The sequence below is a fragment of the Streptomyces albicerus genome (genome assembly GCF_008905045.1).
GTDB classification, from domain to species: domain Bacteria; phylum Actinomycetota; class Actinomycetes; order Streptomycetales; family Streptomycetaceae; genus Streptomyces; species Streptomyces albicerus.
The window spans coordinates 1-22044 of record NZ_VWMY01000051.1 but is presented as its reverse complement, the minus strand read 5'-3'; the positions used below and the strand labels follow the sequence as shown (position 1 = coordinate 22044).

The following is a 22044-nucleotide window of genomic DNA, read 5'->3' as shown; positions in this document are numbered from 1 at the left end:
TTTTTCGCGTCAGGATACCCAGATACGCCGAGCGACGACGCCGCTACTTGGAGCACTGGTCGCCGGGGACTTACCTGCCGGTGCGAGACGCGCGCGGCGCGCGGTAGGCCATGCCTTCGCGCCCTTGAGCGTCTCCCTTTTGAGAGGTGCGTCCCAGCTCTCCGCGGCGGCGTTGTCCGCGCTGCTGCCCACGGCGCGCACTCGTACTGTGCGGCGGAGCGGGCACCAGGCTCCGCCCGATCACGCACACCTCGGCGAAGCAACTGGTGCCGGTGGCCAACAAACCGGTGCTGTTCTACGGACTGGAGGCCATCGCCGCCGCCGGGGTCACGGAGACCGGCATCGTGGTCGGGGACACCGAGCGGGACATCCGCGAGGCGGTCGGCGACGGTTCCCGCTTCGGTCTGGACGTCACCTACCTGCCGCGGGACGCCCCCTCGGGCTCGCCCACGCCGTCCTGATCTCCCGGGACTTCCTGGGCGACGACGATTTCGTGATGTACCTCGGCGACAACTTCATCGTCGGCGGCATCACCGGCGTGGTGGACGACTTCCGCCGCGAACGGCCGGACGTCCGCATCCTGCTGACCCATGTCTGCGAACCCACCGCCTTCGGCATCGCCGAACTCGACGAGACGGGCCGGGTGGTGGGGCTGGAGGAGAAGCCGCAGCAACCGAAGAGCGATCTGGCGCTGGTCGGTGTCTACCTCTTCACGCCCGCCGTCCACGAGGCCGTACGTTCCATCCGCCCGTCCCGGCGCGGAGAGCTGGAGATCACCGACGCTCTCCAGTGGCTGCTCGAACAGGGACGCGACGTGCGCTCCACGACGATCTCCGGATACTGGAAGGACACCGGCAACGTCACCGACATGCTGGAGGTGAACCGATCCGTCCTGGAGACGGTCGAACCGCGCATCGACGGCAGCGTCGACGGGACGAGCGAGATCATCGGCCGGGTCCGGATCGAGGAAGGCGCCAAGGTGTTCACCAGCCGTTCTCGGCCACGCCCGCTGGGGGGACGCCGGGCTGCCGACGCTGCGCCACTGGTGCTACCCCCTGAGCGAGGCGTTCCCCGAGCTCCAGGCCGCCGAAAAACGCAGCCGGTGGGCACGACACGCCGCGTAGGAGGGTAGCAGCCCGCCGCGCGCGGCCTCGGTGAGCGTGGGAGCGGAGGCGTCCTTTTCGGACAGCAGCGGGGGCTGGTCGAGGGGCCAGTCGATGCCGAGCGATGAGTCCAGTGGATGGATGCCGTGCTCGCGCTGCGGCGCGTACCCCTCGGAACAGAGGTAGACGACGGTGCTCTCGGCTGTCAGGGCCATGAAGGCGTGGCCGAGGCGACGGAGAGATACCCGCAACGATGGCTGTCGTCGTCGAGTTGTACCGCGTCCCACTGTCCGAAGGTGGGTGAACCCGAGCGGATGTCGGCCACCACATCGAGAACGGCACCCCGTACGCACGTCACGTACCTGGCCTGGCCCGGTGGCACGTCGGCGAAGTGGATGCCGCGGACGACACCGCGCCCGGAGACCGAGCAGTTGGCCTGCGCGAGCGGGAGGTCCTCGTTGACGGCCGCGCGGAAGGCCTAACCACCGAACCACTCGTGGAAGTAGCCCCGGGGGTCTGCGAACACCTGGGGCTCGTGAAGCCATGCTCCGTCGATTCTCAGTGGCCTCATATCGATCACTTCCCCGACTGGACGAAACGGTCTGGAAGGGGCATCTCCTCTCAGGCTCGCCGTACACTGGAAGAGCGGCAAAGCGCACGACGGCGTAGTTCCGATCATGAATACACCCATCGAGGACTACGCCCTCATCAGCGACCTGGAAACCGCCGCCCTGGTCGGCAGGAACGGGTCCATCGACTGGCTGTGTCTGCCCCGGTTTGACTCGCCGGCCTGTCTGGCGGCGCTGCTGGGCACGGCGGACAACGGCTTCTGGCAGGTCTCTCCCGTCGCCCGCGGTCCCTGTACTCGCCGGGCGTACCGCCCGGACACCCTGGTTCTGGAATCGGAGTGGGAGACCGGGACCGGGTCGGTGCGGATCACGGATTTCATGCCGCCCCGCGCTCAACTGCCGTGCATCGTCCGGGTCGTCGAAGGCCTGTCGGGCTCCGTCTCCGTGCGCAGCGAACTGCGGCTGCGGTTTCATCACGGCCGCGTCGTTCCCTGGATCAGAGTCACCGACCACTGCACCGTCGCGGTCGCCGGGCCGGATTCCGTCTGGTTGAGCGCTGACGGCCAGGTACGGGCAACCGGCCGTGAGGATTCCACGGTCCATGACTTCACGGTCCAGGCCGGCCGACGCCTGGCACTGACGCTGGTGTGGTCGCCGTCTCATCTGCCCGACCTGCCCGCCCCGCTCGCCGCCCCGGCGGAGACGGTTCTGCAGGAGACGAGCGACTTCTGGCTGCGTTGGACCGGCCAGTGCCGCTACCAGGGCTCGTGGCGGGACGCCGTGGTCCGCTCCCTGATCACTCTGAAGGCCCTCACCTACGCGCCCACGGGTGGCATCGTCGCGGCGCCGACGACCTCGCTGCCGGGATGCCTCGGCGGGGAGCGCAACTGGGACTACCGCTTCTGCTGGCTCCGCGACTCCACACTCACCCTGTCCTGCCTGCTGCGCAGCGGCTACCGGGACGAGGCGACGGCATGGCTGGACTGGCTGGTGCGGGCCGTTGCGGGGCAGCCCGCCGAACTGCAGACCGTGTACGGCGTCGGGGGCCAGAGACTCCTGCACGAGACGGAGGCGCCGTGGTTGCCGGGCTACGCGGGATCGCGACCGGTCCGGTTCGGGAACGCGGCGGTGAGCCAGCTCCAACTGGACGTGTACGGCGAGGTGCTGGACACGCTCCATCTGTCGTTGCGGGCGGGTATCCGCATGCCGGCCCATGTGTGGAGCCTGGTGGAAGCACTGATGGGGTACCTGCACAGTCACTGGCGTGAGCCGGATCAGGGACTGTGGCAGGTCCGCGGACCCGGGCGGCAGTTCGTCCACTCCAAGGTCATGGCGTGGGTTGCCGCCGACCGCGCCCTGCGCATGGGGGATCTCCTCGGTAGGAACGGATCCTCGGGCGAGTGGCGGGCCATGCGGGACGAGGTGCATCGGCAGGTGTGCCGGGAGGGTTGGGACGCGGAGCAGCGGTCCTTCGTGCAGTTCTACGGCTCGTCGGCCCTCGACGCTTCGGCTCTGTTGATTCCCAGACTCGGCTTCCTGCCGGCCCGGGACGAAAGGGTCCGCGGTACCGTCCGCGCGATGCGGAAGCTGGATCACGGCGGGTTCGTGCGGCGGTACGCTCACAACGGCCACGGAGTGTCCGGAGTGGACGGTATGTTTGGCCGCGAGGGCGCGTTCGTGGCATGTTCGCTGTGGTACGCCGATGCCCTCGCCGCGACCGGCCATGCGGAACAGGCCCGGGAGGCCTTCGAGAGAGTCCTCGCCATCCGCAACGACGTCGGACTGCTCTCGGAGCAGTGGGATCCGGACGCGGGCCGTCAACTGGGCAACGCTCCACAGGCTTTCAGTCATATCGCCCTGGTGGAGACGGCGTTCGCGCTGTCAGGAGATCCGTCCCAGGCGAGCACGACGGGAGGCTTGAGCTGGAGGTGGGCGCGCACGAGCAGGTCCCCGGTAGCTGCTCCAGGCAAAGGTGTCGCGTCCTTGGCCCCGGGGCTTGCGGTGTCGCGCGGCCGGTAGATCAGCCGGGGCACTTCGCCCGGCCGGTAGCAGCACATCACGGCGATCGACCAGCGGAGCCAGGACCGGCCCCGCACCTGCACCACGGGCGTGTGCCACGCCGTCTCCAGGTGCGGGCACGCGACGCCGTCATCGAGAACCCGGCCTCGTCCTCGAACAACGAAGGCCCCCAGCACCGCTGCAGTCATTCCACCTCCGGCCACACATCCCTCTTCCACAAACCCACCGCGCCCTTGTCGCGCTCCACGGCTCGGCGTTCAGTCGCCCACTGCCGGTGCACGGCCTGTACGTCAGCGAACCGCTGCTGTTCCACGGCCTCGACGTCAGCCGACCGCTGATGGTGCACGGCATCAGCTGTTGTACCGCCCAGCCGCCATGCCACCACCAGCACGGCGGCGCATTCCGTGGCGCCAACAGCTCACACCAGCCACCGCGTTACGGACCACGGAGGCTCGGTCCGCAGGAGGTCGCTGAGCGGATCCGGGAAGTCCTGTCGCCGGTCGGCGACGTCGGCGAACGCAAGATGTTCGGCGGCCTTGCCTTCCTGCTCGCCGGCCACATGTTCTGCGGCGTCGTCCACGACGAACTCATGATCCGGCTCGGTCCGGAGGGGACCGCCGAGACGCTGGCACGGCCGGGCGTCCGGCCCATGGACTCCACCGGCCGGACCATGAAGTCCATGGTGTTCGTCGCGCCCGAGGCGCTCGCCGGGGCGGTGCTCGACGAGTGGGTCTCTCGGGCCGTCGCCTACGCCCGCACTCTGCCGACCAAATAGCCCAAATAGTCTGAGCGGGGAGAACCCGCTCGCTGGGTTGATGCCCCGACGGGCGTACGGAGGGCGCTCATCCGGCCGCCTGTCGGGCGGTGTGTTCGTCGCCCGGTTCCTGGGCGGGCTCGGGCGGGGTCATACCGGGTGGCGTGGCCCGGGTGTGGGTGGCGCGCAGGGCGATGACGGCGGCGGCGAGCAGGAAGACGGCGCAGGCGAGCAGGGCGCGTTGGTATCCGGCCGTGAGCGCGGCGGGCTCCCCGGATCCACCGACGAGCAGATGGTTGGTGCGGGCGGTGGCGATCGCGGAGAAGACGGCGAGACCGAGGGCGGCGCCGAGTTGGGTCGAGGTGTTGAGCAGTCCGGCCGCGAGACCGGCCTTGTCGGGCGGCACGCCGGCGTTGGCGGCGGTGGTGACGCCGACGAACACGGCACCCAGCCCGACGGACATGACCAGCAGCCCGGGCAGCAGATCGACCGGATAGGAGCCGTCGGTCGGGATGCGGGAGAGGTAGTAGACGCCGACGGCCGCCGCGAGCGCGCCGGTGACGATCACGGGCCTGGTGCCGAAACGGGTGAACAGCCGGGCCGAGACGCCCGCCGCGAGGGCGATGCCCGCGGTGACGGGTAGGTAGGCGGCGCCGGCCTTGACGGGTGAGTAGCCGAGGACGTTCTGCATGTAGAGGGTGAGGAAGAAGAACATCGAGTAGAAGCCGGCGAAGGCGATGAGCTGGGTGGCATCGGCGGCCGCCAGGCCCTTGATCCGGAAGATGGACAGCGGAGCGAGCGGGTTGCGGCTGCGCCGTTCGTTCACGACGAAGGCGGCCAACAGGAGGGCCGCCGTGGTCAGTTCACCGATCGTACGGGCGGTGCCCCACCCTCGGTCGGGGGCCTCCACGAGGGCGTGAACGGTGAGCAACATGCCGCCGGTGACCAGGATCGCTCCCGGGGTGTCGAAGCGGATGCGGCGCGCGCTGCGCCGGTCGCCGTCGACGAGGCGGAAGGCGGCGGCCAGCGCTAGCAGGCAGACGGGCAGGTTCACGAAGAGCACCCAGCGCCAGCCGGGCCCGTCCGACAGCGCCCCGCCGAGGAAGACCCCGGTAGCAGCAGCGAGCCCGGTGAGGGCTCCCCAGATGCCGAGGGCCGTGTTGCGCTCGCGGCCCTCCCGAAGGTGGTGGTCAGGATCGACAGTGCGGCCGGAGCCATCAGCGCGGCCCCCAGGCCCTGCACGATCCGGGCGGTCACCAGCATCGCCGGGCCGGTCGCCAGCCCGCCGACCAGCGAGGAGGCGGCGAACACGGCCAGCCCCGCGACGAAGATCCGGCGGCGCCCGAGCAGATCGGCGAGGCGGCCGCCGAGCAGCAGGAAGCCGCCGAAGGCGAGGATGTAGCCGCTGACCACCCACTGCAGACTCTGCTGTGAGAAGCCCAGATCCTGCTGGATCGACGGCAGGGCCACGTTGACGATGGACAAGTCCACGATGTCCATCGTCAACGTGGCCCTGCGATGTGACCGATGACGGAGAAGAGGACATACCGGGAGGCCCTTCCCTGAGGTGAGTCGGACAACTGACTCTAGTTAGTTGGACAACTAACTAAGAAGGTCTGGAGCCACCGCTGCAATGGGTGCGGGGACGTAGAGGCGACGTAGAATTCAGTGAGATGACTGACTCAACCGCGACCCGCCGTGCGGGCAAGAGAGAGCGCCTGGTGGCAGGCGCCGGCGAGCTGCTGCACCACGTCGGGGCCGCGCGTATGACGCTCGCGGATGTCGCCAAGGCCGCGGACGTCCCCCTCGGCAACGTCTACTACTACTTCAAAACCAAGGACGATCTCGTCCAGGCCGTCATAGACGCCCACGCCGAGGCGATCCGAGCCATGCTCGCCACGTTCGACCTGCTCCCGACCCCCGAGGAACGCCTGCGGGCCTTCGCCCGCACGCTTGCCGACACGGGCGAACTCGCCGCCCGGCACGGCTGCCCGCACGGCAGCCTGTGCAGCGAGCTCGGCAAGCGTGACGACGGCCTGGACCGCAGCGCCGCCACCCTCATGACTCTCTACGTCGACTGGTCGCAGGAGCAGTTCCGGCTGATGGGCAAGGAAGACGCCCGCGACCTGGCGATCACCCTCGTCTCCATATTCCAGGGCGCCTCCCTGCTCACGAACGCCCTCCGCGATCCGGACGTCATGCGCACCCAGGCCGACCGCCTCGAACGCTGGATCACCTCGGTGAGCTGAGTCGGTCGCGCAGGGAGTTCGGGGCGCTCCGGTCTATTGCGTGGCGGCAGTTTCTCGCAGAGCCTGTCGATTTGCGGAGAGGCCGTTCGTAGCAAGGGTGAGAGGTGGGAAGTGCCCACCCCTGACCAGGAGTGTCACCATGACGCGTTACCTGTTGTCCGTCCACAGCAGTCCGGATCAGGCGCGAGCGCCGATGAGCGACGAGGAGATGCGGCAGTCCCACCAGCGGCTCGGCGCTCTGGAGAGGGAGATGGAGTCCGCCGGTGCCTGGGTCTTCTCCGGCCGCCTGCACGACCCCGGCACCGCCACGGTGGTGCGCGTCGCCGGTGATGACGTGCTGACCACCGACGGCCCGTTCGTGGAGTCGAAGGAGCATCTGGGCGGCTTCTACATCATCGAGGCCGAGGACCTCGACGCCGCGCTCGAATGGGCAGCGAAGGTCACCACCGTCATCCAGGCACCGATCGAGGTCCGCCCGTTCGCCGGGTTCGCGGACAAGCCACAACCCGCACCGGGAGCCTGACCTTGCCGGCCATCGACCGGGCCGAGGTCGGGCGGATCTTCCGCGAGCAGTCCGGCCGGGCGGTGGCCACACTGATTCGGGTTTTCGGCGACATCGACGTCGCCGAAGACGCGGTACAGGACGCGTTCGCCGCCGCGCTGCGCAAGTGGCCGGGCGACGGCCTGCCGCCGAACCCTGGCGGATGGATCACGACGACCGCACGCAATGCCGCCATCGACCGACTGCGCCGCGCCGCACGGGAGCGGGAACTGCTCGGCGAGGTGGCCGCGCTCTCGCCCGCTCACGACGACCCCGGCCTGCCGGCGGAGGGGGAACCCGTGCAGGACGACCGGCTGCGTCTCATCTTCACCTGCTGCCATCCGGCTCTGTCCACCGAGGCACAGGTCGCGCTCACCCTCCGGCTGCTCGGCGGCCTGTCGACCGCCGAAGTCGCCGACGCCTTTCTGGTGACCGAGGCGACGATGGCACAGCGTCTCGTACGGGCCAAACGCAAGATCAAGGCGGCTCGCATTCCCTACCGTGTGCCGCAGGAACACCAACTGCCCGACCGGCTGCGCCCGGTGCTGGCCGTCGTCTATCTCGTCTACAACGCCGGGCTCGCCGAGCCGGCCGAGTCGGCCGGGCGGGGCCTGTGCGCGGAGGCGATCCGGCTGGCACGGCTCCTGACGACCCTCATGCCGGACGAACCCGAAGTGGCCGGTCTGCTGGCCCTGTTGCTGCTGACCGAGTCCCGGCGCCCCTCGCGGACGCAGCCCGACGGCTCCCTCGTCCTGCTCGGCGAGCAGGACCGCAGCCGATGGGACCGGCCCCTGATCGACGAGGGCCAGGCCATCGTCCGCCGCTGCCTGCGCCGCAACCACCCCGGCGCCTACCAGCTTCAGGCCGCCATCAACGCCGTACACGCGGCCGCCCCGACGGCCGCCCAGACCGACTGGCCGCAGATCGTGGCCCTGTATGACCAGCTGCTCGCCCTGGCCCCCACACCCGTCGTGGCCCTCAACCGCGCAGTCGCCATCGGTGAGGTGCAGGGCCCCGCCGCCGCCCTGGCCCTGGTGGATGAGCTGGGCCTGGACACCTACTACGCCTTCCATGCCACCCGGGCAGATCTGCTGAGGCGGCTGGGCCGGGACGAGGAGGCCGCGGCCGCCTACGGGCGGGCGGCCGACCTGGCGCCGACCGACGCCGAGCGGAACTTCCTCAGGCACGGCGGCCGGACCGCACGCTGAGAACGCACTGTCGGCCAGGTTCAGGGCAGCGGGCAGCTTCACACCGGTCGCCCGTGTCATCCATGGCGCGGGTCGTGCTCGATGGGGAGCTGAGCGGCCGGGTTCCTCAGCGACGCAGAGCAGCCCGGGCCAGTCGGTCGGCCGCACGCGTTCCTGGGGCTCTTTCCCGCAGGGGTGTTCGCGCGGCCGTCCTGCGAGGGCCTTCGCTCACCCGATCCCGCGATCGACGGGTGCTCGGGGTACCTGTCGAATTCCTGTCATCCCCCGATGCACTGTTGCCCGTGCGTGCCGCTCGTTACTACCGTGCTCGTTACTACCGTGCTCATTGAGATTTCAAAGGGAAATCCGATGGAAGGGCCCGCCATGCCCATGCCTGAATGTACGGCTCCGCCGTCTCCGGCTGCCATTGCGACCGTCCCACGAACCGCACCCCCCGCCCGCGAAGAACGGCCGTTCCGCTCGGTCGGCTGACCCCGCTGCGGCTGATGCCTGCCTGCGAGCACGCGTCCCCGGATTCTCGCTGCTCACCCCGGTACCCCGGTCGGCCGGTCACTTCTGTCGCGTCACGCACCACGGCATCGGCCGAACCTGCCCACCGCCGCATCCCACCCATGTGCCCACTGCCATGGCACTTCAGTCTGCGCATGCCCCGTGCAGGACGGCGCCCGACGGACAACGCAACCGCACGACCGCGCTCTCCCATGCCTCACCCCCACCGGTCTCCAGGCACGCCGCCCGGAGCAGAAGGAGAGATCCATGAACCCCATGCAGAGTGAGCCGCTCGAATATCTCGTGATCGGCGGCGGTCCCGCCGGACTCCAGCTCGGGCAGTTACTCCAGGCGGCAGGGCACGGATACCGGATCCTGGAAGCGGGCAGTGCTCCCGGCACCTTCTTCCGCACCTTCCCCCGCCATCGCAAGCTGATCTCCATCAACAAGGTGCACAACGGCACCGACGATCCTGAGCTGAATCTCCGGATGGACTGGAACTCCCTGCTCTCCCCGGACCCGGAGCTGTTGTTCACCCGCTACAGCAAGCGCTACTTCCCGCACGCCGACGATCTGGTGCGCTATCTGGCCGACTTTGCCGAGGCGTTCAAACTGGACATCGCCTATGACACCCGGGCGGAGCGGATCCGGCGCGGCGTCGACGGCGGATTCACCGTCACCGACCAGCACGGGCAGGAGCATCACGGCCGCCGGCTGGTGATGGCCACCGGGCTGACCCGTCCCAACACCCCGGACATACCAGGGATCGAGACCGCCGAGGACTACTCGATGGTGTCGGTGGATCCCGAGGACTTCACCGACCAGCGTGTCCTGATCCTCGGCAAGGGCAACTCCGCCCTGGAGACCGCGGACAACCTCGTCGAGACCGCGGCGGTGATCCACGTGGCTGGGCCGCACTCCGTACGGATGGCCTGGAACAGCCACTACGTCGGGCATCTGCGCGCGGTCAACAACAACTTCCTCGACACCTACCAACTCAAGTCGCAGAACGCCCTGTTGGACGGCAACGTGCTGTCGATCGACCAGGCCGACAAGGACACCGGCGGGGGATACCGCGTCCGGTTCAGCTTCTCCCGGGCCGACGAGGTCGTGAAGGAGCTGCGTTACGACCGGGTGATCGTGTGCACGGGCTTCCGCTTCGACGCCTCGGTGTTCGACCCGGAGTGCCGGCCCGAGTTGGTCATAAACGACCGCTTCGCCGCCCTCACCCCGGCGTACGAGTCGCTGAACGTGCCCGGCCTGTACTTCGCCGGCACCCTGATGCAGCAGCGTGACTTCAAGAAGTCCACCGGCGGCTTCATCCACGGTTTCCGCTACGCCGTACAGGCCCTGAGCCGCATCCTCGACGAGCGCCACCACGACCGGCCCTGGCCGCACCGGCCACTGGACGCGACCCCGTCCGCGCTGGCGGACGCCGTGGTGGGCAGGGTCAACCGCAGCTCGGCGCTCTGGCAGCAGTTCGGCGTCCTCGGCGACCTGATCGTCACGGCACCCGGCGAACCGGCCCGCTACCACGAGGAGGTGCCGGTCGCGTACGCCCACGAAAGCCAACTCACCGGGAACGGCGACTACTTCACCGTCACTCTCGAGTACGGTCCCGACCACGACAAGGTCGACCCCTTCGACATCACAGTGCGCCGCACCGCCCAGAACTCGGTCGACGACGCCTTCGACGCGGCCTATCTGCACCCGGTGATCCGGCACTTCCGGGGCGGTGAACTGCTGGGTACGCATCACATGGCCGAGAACCTGGAGAACGAGTGGGACCACCCGGAGGTCCACCGGGCCCCGCTCGCCGAGTTCTTCGCCCGCGAGCTGGACCGTCGGCCGAGCCCCGTCGGGCGGTGAGCGGTGTGCAGTACACCGTCCACGACTTCGAGACCGCGGCCCGCGCCGAACTGGACCCTGTGTACGCCGACTTCATCGCCGGCGGGGCACGGGACGAGATCACCGTACGGGCCAACGAGGCGGCGTTCGGAAGGCTTCAGCTGTTGCCCCGGGTGCTGCGTGGAAGTGCCGAGCGGGAGCTGGATGTCACACTGCTCGGCAGCCGGGCGAGCCTGCCGGTCCTGCTCTCGCCGACCGCCTTCCACAAACTGGTCGATCCGGAAGGGGAGTTGGCCACCGCGCGTGCCGCGGCCGCCGCCGGAGCGATCATGATCGTGAGCATGGCGTCCACGGTGGCCGTGGGCGAGATCGCCGACGCGGTCCGCGGGACCGGCGACGACGTACCGCTGTGGTTCCAGCTCTACATCCAGCCCGACCTGGAGATCACCGAGGCGCTGGTGCGACGGGCCACCGACGCCGGCTGCACCGCCCTGGTGGTCACCGTGGACTCCCCGGTGCTGGGCGCGAACGAACGCAACCGGCGCAACGGCTTCCACGATCTGCCGCCCGGCCTGCGCTGCGAGAACCTGGTGGATCTGCGCGACGGCGAGCATGGGCACGTACGGCAGATCGCCATGTCCCCGGAGCTGAACTGGGAGCACATCGACTGGCTGCGCAGGACCACCCCGCTGCCGATCCTGCTGAAGGGCGTACTGCACCCCGAGGACGCGCGGCTCGCGGTCCGGCACGGCGTCGACGGGCTGTTGCTGTCCAACCACGGCGGACGTCAACTCGACACCGTGCCCGCCACATTGGAGCTGCTGCCCGAGATGGTGGCCGCTGTGGCGGGCCGTATCCCGGTCGTGCTGGACGGCGGAGTCCGGCGCGGCACCGACGCGGTCAAGGCCCTGGCGCTGGGCGCGTCCGCCGTGGGCATCGGCCGGCCCGTGATGTGGGCGCTGGCCGAGGGCGGCGAGAAGGGCGTACGGCGACTCCTTGAGCTGCTGCGCGAGGAAATCGACGACACCCTGGCCCTCTGTGGAGCGTCCGGACTCGCCGACCTGACGCCCGATCTGGTCCGGGTGCCCGCGTGGGGGCCTGCGCCGGGCCCGGCCGTGGCTCCGGGCGAGGACACCCGATTCGGCGGGGTGGTCGCATGAGTCCGACCGGATGGCTGATCACCGGCGCGGCCGTAGCCCTGGTGGCAGGTCTGCCGTACTGGCTGCCCAGGATCGTGATCGCACTGCGGGTGCGCATCTTCGGCTGGGTGGGCGGCGAGGAGGGCATCCGGGCACCCGGCCGGGAGGTGCCCGCCGAGGAGTTCAAGAAGGTGTACGGGCATCCGGCGGCCAACGGCCGCAGCCGCGGCGCCGCGCTGTCCGATCTGTTCTGGTACTGGCTGTCGCCCGGCCCGGAGGTGCACCAGGAGCACCTGGAGCCCGGGCCGCGCTACGACGACGTGGCCAGGACCACGCGCCAGATCCTGGCCGGACTGTCCCGCGAGCAGTGGACCGAGTTGGTCGGCCGCTGCACTCGGCGGGTGCTCGACGAACTCGACGGCCAGGCTCGTGTGCGCCGGGTCAGACTGCGTGACCTGATGATGCCCATCTGGGCCGAGGTCTACTACGAGGTGGTCTTCCGCCAGGCCTGCCCGCGCCACGTCCGGGACCTGATCACCGGCAACGCGGACGACGTGGTCAGCGCCCTGAAGTGCACCCGCCTGCGCCACATGGACCGGCGGGCCCGGCTCACCGACTACCTCCAGGACCGGCTTGCGAACGACCCCCCGCCGGTGCCGTTGCCGGCCTCGCTCTCCGAGCGGGAGCAGGCGTACTACCTGCAGGGCACGTTCTTCAACACCGCCGTGGTGCAGATGTCGGAGGCGATGGCCCATCTGCTGCTGGCCCTGGCCACGCACCGGCCGGTGCAGGACCGCCTGTTGGCCGGTGAGGAGGACCCGGACTTCCTGGACCGGGTCATCAACGAGACGCTGCAGCACTTCCCGCTCTTCGGCGTGGCCCACCGGATCACCTCCAGGGAGATCCCCCGGGAAGGGCGGGTGCCCATCCCGGCCGGCTCGGTCCTGCTGTTCAACTACCCCGAATACCAAGGGTCCGGCGCAGGGCGATTCGACCCGGACCGGTGGCTGAGTCCGGACACCAAGCCGTCGGCCTTCATCCCGTTCGGGGTGACCGCCAACCGCCCTTGTCCGGCGCGCGGTTTCGCCGTCCTCACGATGCGGGTCGCGGCCGAGGAGGTTCTGCGCCGCTTCCGGCTGGACTCCTCGGCGGAGCACACCCGCTCGCTGCCCAGCCGCGGTCCCTGCCTGCTCGTCCCGCGCACCGGTACGGCTGCATGGAGTCCGGCCCGCCGACGGACCCGGCTCGCGGCGATGCGACTGGCCGATCGCTGGGAGGCGGTCCCGCGCAGCCTCACCCAGCTCGTCCTCGGCAGCTACATGGTGTGGGACGCACGGCGCCAGGGGCTGTGCCGCAACTACTTCGCCGCCTCGTCCGGCGGCTCCGCCCCCTCCGTCGTCGCCGGCCGTTGAGAGGGACGCGACCATGACTCCTGTGGAGCTCGCTCCCGCCTTTTTCCTGGCCGTCGTCGTCATTCTGCTGACGTGCCGTCTGGTCGTCCTGGTCGCGGGCCGCTTCGGCCAGCCGCCCGTGGTCGGCGAGATGATCGCCGGGGTGCTGCTCGGCCCCTCACTGTTCGGACTGTTCGCCCCGGGGATCTCCGCCGAGGTCTTCCCGGCGGATCTGAAGCCGGTGCTGTACGTGGCCGGCCAGATCGGCCTGGTGACCCTGATGTTCGCCGCCGGATACGAGTTCCGGGCGCACGCCGGACGCGGCCTGGCGGGCACCGCCGTCGCCGTCTCCTCGGCCGGGGTGGCGATCCCGCTGGCGCTGGGTGTGGCACTGACCCTGGTGGCCCACGGCCATGTCGGCATCTTCGTCGACGGGGTCTCGGTCTGGGTGACGGCGGCGTTCGTCGGTGTCGCACTGGCGATCACCGCCTTCCCGATGCTGGCCCGGATCATCACTGAACGAGGGCTGGCCGGGTCCCGGTTCGGCTCGCTCGCCCTGGCTTCCGGGGCCACGGACGACGCCGTCGCCTGGATCATGCTCGCGGGGGTGCTGAGTGCGGCCTCCGGCGAGGCGGGGCCGGTCCTGACGGCAGTGGGCGGCTCCCTGCTGTTCGTGGCCGTCCTGTTCCTGCTGGGCCGCCGCCTGCTGGCCTGGATCGTGAACCGGCCGGGCCTCGGCGACGACACCCGGCTCCTGTTCACCGTCGCCGTGCTGTTCGGCGCCGCCTGGTTCACCGACATCATCGATCTGTACGCCGTGTTCGGAGCGTTCTGCGTCGGGATGGCCATGCCGCGCGGCGAGGCGTCCGAACGGCTGGTGCGGACCACCCAGTCCGTGACCCAGGTGGTGTTCGTGCCGATGTTCTTCACCTACTCCGGCCTGAACACCCGGTTCGACGTGTTCTCCGACCCGTCTGTGATGGCGTTCGGGGCGGCCGCGGTCGTCCTGGCGGTGGTCGGCAAGTTCGGCGGCTGCTGGGCCGCCGCCCGGCTGCGAGGGGAGCCCGGCCCGGTGGCCGTCCGGGTCGGCGCCCTGATGAATGCCCGCGGGTTGATGCAGCTGATCGCGCTCAACATCGGGCTGGCGGCCGGCATCGTCAGCGAGGAGCTGTTCGCCGCGCTGGTCCTGGTCGCCCTGGTCACCACGGTCATGACCGTTCCGGTACTGAGCTGGCTGGACCGCCGGGACGCCAGGTCGCGGGCGGCCGAGGAGCCCCGTCAGGATGAGGGCGAGAAGGCGGTGGCGACGTGGAGTTGAGCGGAGCTCAGGCGCTGGTCGGGCAGCTGGAACGGGAGGGCGTCCGTCATGTCTTCGGCGTGCCGGGCGTCCAGCTCGACCACGTCCTGGACGCCCTGGCCGGCGCTCGGGCCGCCGGAGGGCCGATCGAGTACATCACCGCCCGGCACGAGCAGGGCGCGGCCCATATGGCGGAGGCGTACGCACGGACCAGTGAGCGGCCCGGCGTCTGCCTGGTGGTCCCCGGCCCCGGCGTGCTCAACGCGCTGCCGGCGGTGGCCACCGGGTACGCCTGCTCGTCGCCGATGCTGTGCGTTGCGGCCGACATACCGTCGTCGCTGGCGGGCCGGGGCCTGGGCATGCTGCACGAACTGCCGGACCAGGACGGCGTACTGGCCTCGGTCACCAAGTGGTCGGCGCGGGCCGACGCCCCGGCCCGGGTCCCCGGACTCGTGCGGGAGGCGATACGACGGTCAAGGTCCGGCCGCCCGAGGCCGGTGGCCCTGTCGATCCCGGCGGATGTGCTGACCGCGCGGGCGGAAATGGATCTGGAGCGTGCGGGGGAGGGACCGGACGACGGCAGGGCCGGCGCGTCCGGCGTGGCCGGGATGTCCGCGGAATCGGAGCAGGACGTCTTTGCGGAGATCGCTGCCGTGTTGCGGTCTGCTCGTCGGCCCATGCTCTACGCCGGCGGGGGCGTGCTCGCCTCGCGGGCCGGCGCCGCCCTGATCGCCCTGGCCGAGGAGCTGTCCGCGCCGGTCGTCATGAGCCGCAACGCGGGCGGTGCGGTCCCGGCGCACCATGGGCTCGCCTTCCCCAGTCTCGCGGCACCGCGGTTGCTGCCGTTGGCGGACGTGGTGCTGGTCGTCGGCAGCCGCTTCGTGTCCCCACGCGGCACGGCCGTCCCGACCGACCCCGAAGCGACCGTTGTCCTGGTCAACGCGGACCCGGCCGACCTGGGGCCACCCCGCAGGGCCGACCTCACCCTGTGCGCCGACGCCCGCACGGCGCTGGGGGACCTGCGGGCCGCGCTGGCTTCCGCCCGGGCGGAAGCACCCCCCTCAGGGCCGGAGTCCGGGTGGTCACCCGCCGAGCTCGCCGATGTGCGCGCCTGGTGCACGCGGAAAGTCGAGAGCGTCGAACCCCAGTGGTCGTACGTCCGCGCGCTGCGCGAGGCGATCCCGGACGACGGCTTCCTGGTCAACGAGCTGACCCAGGTGGGCTATCTGGCCGCCGTCGGCTACCCCGTCCACCACCCGGGAACCTTCCTGACGCCCGGCTACCAGGGGACCCTGGGCTACGGCTACCCGTCGGCGCTCGGAGTGAAGGTGGCCAACCCGGACCGGGCGGTCGTCTCCATCAACGGGGACGGCGGGTTCTGCTGGAACATGCAGGAACTGGCGACCGCCCGCAGGTACGGCATCGGGGTGACGGCGGTGGTCTTCAACGACAACGCCTACGGCAACGTCCGGCGCATCCAGGCGGACGAGTTCGAGGGCCGCTTCATCGGCAGCGACCTGACCAGCCCCGACTTCGTACGCCTCGCGGAGTCGTTCTCGGTGCCCGCTGTCCGGGCCGAGACCCCGGCGCGGCTCGCAGGCGCTCTCAAGGACTGCCTCAGCGAACCCGGACCCTCCCTCATCGAGGTACCGGTGGCCGAGATGCCCAGCGTGTGGCCACTGCTGCTCGGCGGCTCACCCGGCTCGGTCCGGGACTGAGAACTCCCGACGGACGGGCGCGACCGCTTCGACGTCTCCTTCAGTCGTCGCGGTCAGCGTCCGGTCTGATATGGAGGCGGAGGTTCACAATACATATGTGCAAATTCTCTTGATTGCCCGTTTCCTCGCAACAGTCCTACGCGCCTGGACGTCTCATGAGTAAGGAGTGCGACTCCACGCACAACTCACGGGGAACACGGGGATTTGTATGAGTGACCGTCGTTTTGCCGCGCGCGACGCGCGGATCCGGGCCGCCGAGGCCGAGTTCCAGCGCCACTTACCGGTCCACACCGCCAACGGGGAGGAGACGGACCACCCCTTCATCTGCACCTACTCCAAGGCGCTGCCGCACAACAAGTACGGAGAGGTCGACCCGGCCGCCTACAACCTGCTGCGCCGGGCGCTGGCCACCGGCAGCTACGAGGATTTCGAGCGCATCCCGCTCGGCGACACCCGCAAACTGGTCAATCCGCAGGCCGGACTGGCCTTCGACCCGCAGGGCCCGGACGCGCAGGCCCTGGCCATGCCACCCGCACCGCGCATCGACAGCGCGCAGAACTCCGCCGAGGCGGTCGAGCTGTACTGGATGGCGCTCTGCCGCGACGTGCTGTTCACCCGGTTCGGCGACAGCGAACTGGTCGCCGAGGCAGCCACCGATCTGAGCGGTCTTGAGGACTTTCGGGCGCCCAAGCAGAACGGCGAGGTGACCCCGCAGACCATCTTCCGCGGCGACACCCGCGGCGACCTCGTAGGGCCGTACCTCTCGCAGTTCCTGCTCAAGGACATCCCGTACGGCACGCTGCTGATCCCGCAGCGGCAGGACACCCTGGTCCGCCCGGTCGACCACCTGACCACCTGGGGCGACTGGCTGGAGGTGCAGAACGGCTCCGAACCCGAGCCGGACGAGCGGGACTTCGCGACGCGGCGATACATCCAGACGCCGCGTGACCTGGCGCACTATGTGCACTTCGACGCGCTGTACGAGGCGTACCTCAACGCCGCGCTCATCCTGCTGGGCCTGAACGCGCCGGCGGACGCGGGCAATCCGTACAACTTCTCCCGCAACCAGATCGGCTTCGGGACGTACGGCGGCCCGCACATCCTCTCGCTGGTGACCGAGGTGGCCACCCGCGCCCTGAAGGCGGTCTGGTTCCAGAAGTGGAACGTGCATCGGCGGCTGCGGCCGGAGGAGTTCGGCGGCCGGGTCCACCAGCAGCTGCGCGGGCAGCGCGAGTACCCCATCGACTCCGGGGTGCTGGACTCCGTCGCCGTCAAGCGGGTCTTCGAGAAGTACGGCAGCTACCTGCTGCCGCAGGCGTTCCCTGAGGGCAGCCCGACCCATCCCTCGTACGGCTCCGGACACGCCACGGTGGCGGGTGCGTGCGTGACCATCCTCAAGGCGTGGTTCGACGAATCGCACATCCTGTCCGACCCGGTGGTGTCCAGCACCGACGGCACCGCCCTGGAGCCGTACACCGGTCCGGACGCCGACCGGCTCACCGTCGGCGGTGAGCTGAACAAGGTCGCCGCCAACATCGCCACCGGCCGCAACATGGCGGGCGTGCACTGGCGCACCGACTACACCGAGGCGGTCCGGCTGGGCGAGGAGATCGCCATCGGCGTCCTGCGCGAGGCCAAGGAGTCGACCCTGGAAGACGCGGTCTTCACCCTCAGCCGCTTCGACGGCACGACCATGACTGTCTGACCTCTCGGAGCGATTCAGGGCGTCCGGCCGACCGTCGGCCGGACGCAGGTGTCCGTGCCGGGTGACCGGCAGGCATCTCGGGCCCGCCGGAGGCGGATGAGCGCCATAGCGGTGATGAGCAGGGTGGCGAAGACGAGAGTGATCGTCGTGGGGCCGGCGGTGTTCAGCGTCTCGGCGATGGCACGCTGGATGGCTCCGGCCGCGTCGGTGACCGGGTCCTGGGTGGTCGGGTCGCCAGACGTAACTGAAATGCCTTGCAAACCCTCGGATACCTTCCAGGACCATGAAGATCCCCTCTAGAACCAGAGGTGCCAGGGGGGAGCAAGCTCCTGTAGTTAACCGGCCAGGCCTGGGCCCACAAGTCCTGACGTGCCCGGGAGGGAGCCGGGCGGCGAGCGGATCGATGCCGAGTAGCTCGATCTTCTGCTGCCGTGTCGACTGGCCTCCACGCCAAGGAGGGCGGCGTGGGACCCCTCCCCGCGCGCCCGGGTAGGTTCGGCGATGCGCGCCGAGTGTCGGTTGCGAGGAGGGGCGATGGCGGCGAAGCCATTGCGGCTTACGGCGGGTTGGGGGCTGCTGGGAGCGGTGGGCGGCCTGATCGCGTCCGCCGTCATGGTCGGCTCGGGTGTGCTGCTGCCCCTCTTCTGGTCCGAAAAGACCGCTCTTGCCGTGCTGGGCAGTGCGATCGGCATGGCAACCGTCGTCTGCTGGCCCACCGTGATACTCCGCGTCCTGTCCTGGCATGTCGCGGCCACGGCAGTAGTGCAGTTCGCACTCATGATGACGGTGGCCGTGCTGTTCAAAGACGCCGTTCTCGACCATCGGGGCGTGCGCGTGACAGCCGTGGTCTCCGAGATCCGCGACATCACGCAGAAAGACGGTGGCACCGGGCAGGTCTGCCGGCTCCGCCTGCCGGACGGGACCTCGTGGGAACCCACCGGCTGGGATACGGGCTGTGGCGCGGACACCGAGGTCGGCGACCGCGTCAGGGTGCACCAGGACCCGGAAGGGCTGGTGCCGCCACAACGCTCCCTTTGGGTCACCGCCCCGCAGTACGCGTGTTCGTCGGCGCGGGCCTGGCGACGCTCGTCACGCTGGGCGCCCTGACCGGAGTCCACGCGGCCCGCCGCCGGCCGCAGGGCCTTCACCATGTCACGCAGGTTCGGCCGTCGTGCCGCGCAGGACGAGGCGTGGGGTAAGGACGACCTCGCGGGGTTCGGTGCGGTCCTGGTCGAGGCGCTCGACCGCGGCGGTCACCGCGTGCCGGGCCTGTTCCTGGGCGTTCTGGCTGACGGTGGTCAGGTTGAAACAGCTCAGCCGGGAGAGGGTGTCGTCGTCGTAGCCGACGACGGAGACCTGGCCCGGGACGGCGACGCCGGCACGGGTCAGGGCGGTCAGCACACCGATGGCCGACTGGTCGTTGAACGCGACGACCGCGGTGGGCAGTTGAGGGTCGCGGAGGAGGTGGCGGGCGGCGTGCTCGCCGGCCGCCTCGGTCTGGTCTCCGGTGAGAACCCGGATGTGCTCGCCCAGTCCGTGGCGGCGCATGGCGGTGCGGTAGCCGCGGCGCCGGTCGGTGGCGATGACGCCCTTGCCGCCGTCGACGTAGACGATCTCGCGGTGGCCGAAACCGACGAGATGGTCGACGATCTGGCCCACGCCGTCGTCGTCGGCGGTGCGTACGACGTCCAGGGCGGCGTCGGCGATGCGGCGGCCGACGGCGATGACAGGGGCCTTGTTGTCGAGGGCGGCGAGCGTGTCGGCGGGCGAGATCGGGCCGAGCAGGATCAGTGCCTCGCTGCGGAAGGCCAGCAGTGTCTCCACCGCGGTCTGTTCGTCGCGGGTGCGGGTGAGCGTGCTCAGGACGAGGTCGTAGCCCACCTCCTCGGCCGCGGTGTGCAGGTGCTCGACCAGTTCGGCGTGGAACGGGCTGTGGATGTCGACCATGACGCCGAGCAGCCGGCTGCGCCTGCTGGCCAGCGTGCTGGCGGTGCGGTCCACCTGGTAGCCGAGGTCGGCAGCCGCTTTGAGGACACGCTGCCGGGTCCGCTCGCTGGGGCCGGGCACGCCGCGCAGCACCAGGGACACCGACGCCGTGGACACGCCCACCTGCGCGGCCACGTCCTCCAACCGCGGGCGCTTGTGCCCGCTGTTGCGGTGACGCATGGAACCACCGTCGTCCACTTGTACCTCCGTGCGGCAAATCTCCTCGTGCAACGCCCTTGACACGATCGCGAAACAAGGCTGATAGTACCAAGACTTAAAGCGCTTTAAATTGTCCTGTTGTTCTAATGAACTCAGCCAGTGAGCGCGAGGCCTTACAACGGCCTCGGCATCTGGACATCGGCCTCCTCGCTCCACCACCTGCTCCCGAGGCCTTGATCGCCACCCCTCTCCAGCGGCCCACCCGAGATCCGCGGATTCCCCTCTCCCCTCCATGCACAGTGAGGTGCACGCCCATGACCCGCACACCGCTTCCCCGCTCGCGCAGAATCGTCCCCGCAGTGGCCATGGCCGCCGCAGCCGCCCTGACCCTGGCGGGCTGTTCCAGCAGCTCGGGCGGCAAGAAGGCCGAGGAGAGCGCCGGCGATGTCTCCGCCGGCAAGGCCTCCACACCGCGCATGACGATCGCGATGGTCACCCACGCGCCTCCTGGCGACACCTTCTGGGACATCATCCGCAAGGGCGCCCAGGCGGCAGCGGCCAAGGATAACGTCAAGCTCATCTATTCCAACAACGAGAACGCCTCCACCCAGGCCAGCCTGGTCCAGAACGCGATCGACCAGAAGGTCGACGGCATCGCGGTCACCCTGGCCAAGCCGGACGCCATGAAGGACGTCATCGCCAAGGCGCAGAAGGCCGGCATCCCGGTCGTCGGCCTCAACTCCGGCATGGACCAGTGGAAGGCCCAGGATCTGCTCCAGTTCTTCGGCCAGGACGAGTCCGTGGCCGGTGAGGCCTTCGGCGAGAAGCTCAACGAGACCGGGGCCAAGAACGCCATCTGTGTCATCCAGGTGCAGGGCCACGTCGGCCTGGAGGCGCGCTGCGCGGGTGTGAAGAAGACGTTCAAGGGCAAGACCACGAACCTCTACGTGAACGGCACCAACATGCCGTCGGTGAAGTCGACGATCACCGCCAAGCTCAAGCAGGACTCGTCGATCGATTCTGTGGTCACGCTGGGTGCCCCGTTCGCGCTCACTGCCGTGCAGTCGGTTTCCGAGGCCGGGAGCAAGGCGAAGGTGGCGACGTTCGACCTGAACAAGGAGATGGTCAAGGCCATCGAGGACGGCGACGTCGAGTTCGCGGTGGACCAGCAGCCGTATCTGCAGGGCTACCTGTCGATCGATGCGCTGTGGCTGTACAAGACCAACGGCAACTTCAGCGGTGGTGGCCAGGAGGCGGTGCTGACCGGCCCGGCGTTCGTCGACAAGGACAACGTCGAGGCCATCGCGAAGTTCGCCGCGAAGGGCACTCGGTGATCCCCATGACCCAGGCAACGGCACCGGCGACGAGCAACTCGTCGCCGGCTTCGCCGGCCGCCCCCAAGGACGGCCGGACCAACCAGCGGTCCCTGGCCCGCCGGCTGGCGGCCCGCCCGGAGATCGGCGCCCTGATCGCGGCGATCGCCGTGTACCTCTTCTTCTTCGCGGTCGCCTCCCCCTTCCGCGAGGCCGGCTCGCTGTCCAACGTGCTCTACGAGTCCTCCGTGATGGGCATCATGGCCCTGCCGGTGGCGCTGTTGATGATCGGCGGGGAGTTCGACCTGTCCGCCGGCGTCGCGGTCACCACCTCCGCGCTGACCGCCAGCATGTGGAGCTTCCAGCTGTCCATGAACGTATGGACCGGCGTGCTGGTCGCCCTGCTGGTGTCGCTGGCGATCGGCGCGTTCAACGGCTACATGCTGGTGCGCACCGGCCTGCCCAGCTTCCTGATCACGCTGGGCTCGTTCCTGATCCTGCAGGGCGCCAACCTGGCCATCACCAAAATCTTCACCGGCAACGTGGCCACCGACTC

18 protein-coding genes and 3 pseudogenes are annotated in these 22044 nt (G+C 69.7%); 15 read left to right on the top strand and 6 right to left on the bottom strand.

From position 1 onward, the window contains the following. Nucleotides 1-81: 81 nt before the first annotated feature. A pseudogene (locus tag GAS53_RS56905) lies at nt 82-195 on the bottom strand (transposase); the annotation flags it as partial. Here GAS53_RS56905 and GAS53_RS37475 point away from each other — a divergent pair. Further along, a pseudogene (locus GAS53_RS37475) lies at nt 147-994 on the top strand (glucose-1-phosphate thymidylyltransferase); the annotation flags it as partial. The pseudogenes GAS53_RS56905 and GAS53_RS37475 overlap by 49 nt on opposite strands. 54 nt (nt 995-1048) lie before the next feature. On the opposite strand, the pseudogene GAS53_RS37470 reads toward GAS53_RS37475, so the two are convergent. Continuing rightward, nucleotides 1049-1674: pseudogene (locus tag GAS53_RS37470) on the bottom strand (dTDP-4-dehydrorhamnose 3,5-epimerase family protein). A gap of 106 nt (nt 1675-1780) precedes the next feature. Between GAS53_RS37470 and GAS53_RS37465 the strand changes: the two are divergent. Together GAS53_RS37465 and GAS53_RS37460 are read left to right on the top strand one after the other, a co-directional pair. Continuing rightward, the gene (locus GAS53_RS37465) at nt 1781-3691 is read left to right on the top strand and encodes a glycoside hydrolase family 15 protein (protein WP_151482234.1); all 1911 of its coding nucleotides are present in this window, start codon (nt 1781-1783) and stop codon (nt 3689-3691) included. A gap of 274 nt (nt 3692-3965) precedes the next feature. Next, the gene (locus tag GAS53_RS37460) at nt 3966-4466 is read left to right on the top strand and encodes a TfoX/Sxy family protein (protein WP_151482233.1); all 501 of its coding nucleotides are present in this window, start codon (nt 3966-3968) and stop codon (nt 4464-4466) included. Between the two features lie 67 nt (nt 4467-4533). Here the strand turns inward: GAS53_RS37460 and GAS53_RS55500 are convergent, their stop codons facing one another. After that, entirely contained in the window at nt 4534-5592 is a 1059-nt protein-coding gene (locus GAS53_RS55500; RefSeq protein ID WP_263974203.1) for an MFS transporter, read from the bottom strand. Beyond that, the gene (locus tag GAS53_RS57775) at nt 5496-5936 is read right to left on the bottom strand and encodes an MFS transporter (protein ID WP_263974201.1); all 441 of its coding nucleotides are present in this window, start codon (nt 5934-5936) and stop codon (nt 5496-5498) included. The genes GAS53_RS55500 and GAS53_RS57775 overlap by 97 nt, the downstream gene beginning before the upstream one ends. A 182-nt stretch (nt 5937-6118) precedes the next feature. Between GAS53_RS57775 and GAS53_RS37450 the strand changes: the two genes are divergently transcribed. The 9 genes from GAS53_RS37450 (at nt 6119) to GAS53_RS37410 (ending at nt 18030) form a co-directional block, all read left to right on the top strand. Then, the gene (locus GAS53_RS37450; RefSeq protein WP_151482232.1) at nt 6119-6694 is read left to right on the top strand and encodes a TetR/AcrR family transcriptional regulator; all 576 of its coding nucleotides are present in this window, start codon (nt 6119-6121) and stop codon (nt 6692-6694) included. Nucleotides 6695-6833: 139 nt separating this feature from the next. Beyond that, a complete protein-coding gene (locus GAS53_RS37445) occupies nt 6834-7217 on the top strand; it encodes a YciI family protein (protein WP_151482231.1) in 384 nt (127 codons plus the stop codon). Between the two features lie 2 nt (nt 7218-7219). Beyond that, nucleotides 7220-8443, top strand: a complete 1224-nt coding sequence (locus GAS53_RS37440) for an RNA polymerase sigma factor (RefSeq protein WP_151482230.1) — start codon at nt 7220-7222, stop codon at nt 8441-8443. 756 nt (nt 8444-9199) lie between these two features. Beyond that, entirely contained in the window at nt 9200-10801 is a 1602-nt protein-coding gene (locus GAS53_RS37435; protein WP_151482229.1) for an NAD(P)-binding domain-containing protein, read from the top strand. Nucleotides 10802-10806: 5 nt separating this feature from the next. Continuing rightward, nucleotides 10807-11940, top strand: coding sequence for an alpha-hydroxy acid oxidase (locus GAS53_RS37430; protein ID WP_151482278.1), 1134 nt, complete (start codon nt 10807-10809; stop codon nt 11938-11940). Then, entirely contained in the window at nt 11937-13331 is a 1395-nt protein-coding gene (locus tag GAS53_RS37425) for a cytochrome P450 (RefSeq protein ID WP_151482228.1), read from the top strand. Before GAS53_RS37430 ends, GAS53_RS37425 begins: the two co-directional genes overlap by 4 nt. 13 nt (nt 13332-13344) lie before the next feature. Beyond that, nucleotides 13345-14628, top strand: coding sequence for a cation:proton antiporter (locus tag GAS53_RS37420; protein WP_151482227.1), 1284 nt, complete (start codon nt 13345-13347; stop codon nt 14626-14628). Further along, nucleotides 14619-16325 carry a thiamine pyrophosphate-dependent enzyme gene (locus GAS53_RS37415; RefSeq protein WP_151482226.1) on the top strand — a complete coding sequence of 569 codons (1707 nt, stop codon included), beginning with the start codon at nt 14619-14621 and terminating at the stop codon, nt 16323-16325. Before GAS53_RS37420 ends, GAS53_RS37415 begins: the two co-directional genes overlap by 10 nt. 208 nt (nt 16326-16533) lie before the next feature. After that, a complete protein-coding gene (locus GAS53_RS37410; protein WP_225859340.1) occupies nt 16534-18030 on the top strand; it encodes a vanadium-dependent haloperoxidase in 1497 nt (498 codons plus the stop codon). 14 nt (nt 18031-18044) lie between these two features. Here GAS53_RS37410 and GAS53_RS37405 read toward each other — a convergent pair whose 3' ends face one another. Next, complete coding sequence (locus GAS53_RS37405) at nt 18045-18290, bottom strand: hypothetical protein (RefSeq protein ID WP_151482225.1); 246 nt, start codon at nt 18288-18290, stop codon at nt 18045-18047. A gap of 274 nt (nt 18291-18564) precedes the next feature. On the opposite strand from GAS53_RS37405, the gene GAS53_RS37400 reads away from it, so the two are divergent. After that, the gene (locus tag GAS53_RS37400) at nt 18565-19137 is read left to right on the top strand and encodes a hypothetical protein (protein ID WP_151482224.1); all 573 of its coding nucleotides are present in this window, start codon (nt 18565-18567) and stop codon (nt 19135-19137) included. A gap of 45 nt (nt 19138-19182) precedes the next feature. Here GAS53_RS37400 and GAS53_RS37395 read toward each other — a convergent pair whose 3' ends face one another. After that, entirely contained in the window at nt 19183-20196 is a 1014-nt protein-coding gene (locus GAS53_RS37395; protein WP_151482223.1) for a LacI family DNA-binding transcriptional regulator, read from the bottom strand. Nucleotides 20197-20489: 293 nt separating this feature from the next. Between GAS53_RS37395 and GAS53_RS37390 the strand changes: the two genes are divergently transcribed. Continuing rightward, nucleotides 20490-21509: a sugar ABC transporter substrate-binding protein gene (locus GAS53_RS37390; RefSeq protein WP_151482222.1), complete on the top strand. Its 1020-nt coding sequence runs from the start codon at nt 20490-20492 to the stop codon at nt 21507-21509. A 5-nt stretch (nt 21510-21514) separates the two neighbouring features. Continuing rightward, a partial coding sequence (locus GAS53_RS37385) for an ABC transporter permease subunit (protein ID WP_151482221.1) occupies nt 21515-22044 on the top strand: 530 nt, incomplete at its 3' end.